Source organism: Nocardioides sp. (assembly GCF_035429765.1).
In the GTDB taxonomy this organism is placed as follows: Bacteria; Actinomycetota; Actinomycetes; order Propionibacteriales; family Nocardioidaceae; genus Nocardioides.
The window spans coordinates 1-1,852 of record NZ_DAOMFK010000330.1 but is presented as its reverse complement, the minus strand read 5'-3'; the positions used below and the strand labels follow the sequence as shown (position 1 = coordinate 1,852).

Annotated in this window: 2 protein-coding genes, 1 tRNA gene and 1 pseudogene; 2 read left to right on the top strand and 2 right to left on the bottom strand. The window is 71.5% G+C overall.

Features of this window, described 5'->3' with window-relative positions:
• Positions 1-238 precede the first annotated feature (238 nt).
• Both PLP61_RS16880 and PLP61_RS16875 read left to right on the top strand, forming a co-directional pair.
• A complete protein-coding gene (locus PLP61_RS16880) occupies positions 239-466 on the top strand; it encodes a hypothetical protein (RefSeq protein ID WP_324503960.1) in 228 nt (75 codons plus the stop codon).
• Positions 390-947, top strand: a complete 558-nt coding sequence (locus PLP61_RS16875; RefSeq protein ID WP_324503959.1) for an antibiotic biosynthesis monooxygenase — start codon at positions 390-392, stop codon at positions 945-947. The genes PLP61_RS16880 and PLP61_RS16875 overlap by 77 nt, the downstream gene beginning before the upstream one ends.
• Before the next feature lie 278 nt (positions 948-1,225).
• On the opposite strand, the gene PLP61_RS16870 is transcribed toward PLP61_RS16875, so the two are convergent.
• Together PLP61_RS16870 and PLP61_RS16865 are read right to left on the bottom strand one after the other, a co-directional pair.
• Positions 1,226-1,301 (bottom strand) — tRNA-Ala (locus PLP61_RS16870).
• Between the two features lie 65 nt (positions 1,302-1,366).
• Positions 1,367-1,852: pseudogene (locus PLP61_RS16865) on the bottom strand (hypothetical protein); the annotation flags it as partial.

Here is a 1,852-nt window from a genome sequence, read left to right as displayed (position 1 = left end):
TGCCGCTATCCGGGCGGTCGACGGAGGGCGGCGTGACGTGACGCTTGGAGGCCCCCGGGGCAGCCTCAGGCCGTCGCTACGGCAGGTCGGGGCGCTGCTGCGCTCGCTCGAACCGCTCGATGACCCGACCCCCAGAGGCCCTGCCGACCTTCACAGATGACAGCGCCCTGCGAGCGGCCGCTCGGGGCTGCGAGCGCGCGCACTCGCGGCGCAATGCCGTGCGTGCGCGAGTATCGCGATGGCTCGGGACGCGTCGTCGGTCCAACAGCACGACGTCGACGCCCTGCGCGAGCTCGGACTCACCGACGTCGACGTCGCCGACATCGTCTTCGCGGCGGCCGCCCGTTCCTTCTTCACCCGCGTCCTGGACGGGCTAGGGGCACAACTCGATGTCGAGACCGCCGAGACGTTCGCTCCGGAGATTCTCGCCTCACTGGTGGTCGGACGACCTGTCGCCGAGGTCTGATCTGGAGCGCGAACCACCTGGGCGGGGATGCCGGGCGGCACGTGGTCCAGTCCGACTGGATCCTAGGGACCGGGCAGCCCCCGGTTCCTGCGGTTGTCTCACCGGCGGTGTCGGCCTAGCCTCCGACCAACGCCCCGCGCGTGAGCGGGCGGTCCCCGGACGGAGGCGGTCAGGCATGTGGGCCCAGATTCAGCGGGTGAGCACGAATCCGGAGAGGGAAGCAGAGGTGCTCCAACTGTTCGAGCAGCTGGGTGCCATCGAACAGGAGGACTCCGGTCTGCTGCAGACCGTGGTCATGCGCAGCCAGGCCGATCCGGCTGAGGTGTTCGTGGTCGTCGTGTTCGAGAGCGAGGAGAAGGCCCGCGCGCGCGAGGAGGATCCCAGGCGCCAGGAACCGCTCCAGCGCATCCGCGGCGCCTTGGGGCACGTCTTGAACGGGCCGCCGGAGTTCTTCGACTGCGACGTTCTGCTGAACAGGTAGGTGATCGGAGTCGCGTGGAGTCCGTGCACCCATCCACGCGGACGCGTCCGCGCGAACCATCAGGTCTGGTGGCCACGACTACTGGTGCGTACGACGCCCCACACGCGTCGTACGCACCAGTAGCCGGGCGACGGTGAGCAACAGGCACGCGGGGGCGGCTACGCCCACACCGGCGGCATTGAGCCTGTACAGCGGCTCATGAACGGCGAAGAGCGGCCGAAGCGTGCCGAGCACGTGCGACGCCCCAGCGAGGGGAGCGACGAGATGACCGGCAGTCTTGGTGGAGCTGAGGGGATTCGAACCCCTGACCTTCTCATTGCGAACGAGACGCGCTACCAACTGCGCCACAGCCCCGGGTGCGCCCTGCGGCGCGGCAGAAACGGTAGCACCCGCGGCGACGGGCCACCGAATCGGACGCCTCAGCCGGCGCTGCCGACCGCCTCCGCCTCGTCCGCGGCACGGGCCGCGCGAGCCGCCTCGTCGGCCTCGCGGGCCAGGGCGCTGTCGGCCTCGGTCCGGCCGGAGGTCCAGACGCCGGTGGAGTCGAGGTCGATGGTCCGCACGGTGCGCTGGGCGGTCGGCTTGGAGACGTACGTCGGCAGCGTCACCGGCACCGGGTCCCACATCCCCGGCTCCCGCGCGGCCTGGGCGACCGCGCTCGTGTCGATGGTCACCGTGGTCGCGTTGGCGTCGAGGAGGTCCTCGGCGGCCGAGGGGACCTCCGGCGCGGGAGCGACGAGCCGGTCCCAGGCGTGCTGCTCGCCGCGGACCATCACCCGGCAGGCGGCCAGCCAGGCCACCAGCAGACCGGCCGGGATCGCGACGTACCACCAGGGCAGCAGGCCGAAGGCGGCCACCCCGGTGACGGCGGCCAGCCCGAGCAGGATCACCGCCAGCACGCGGCG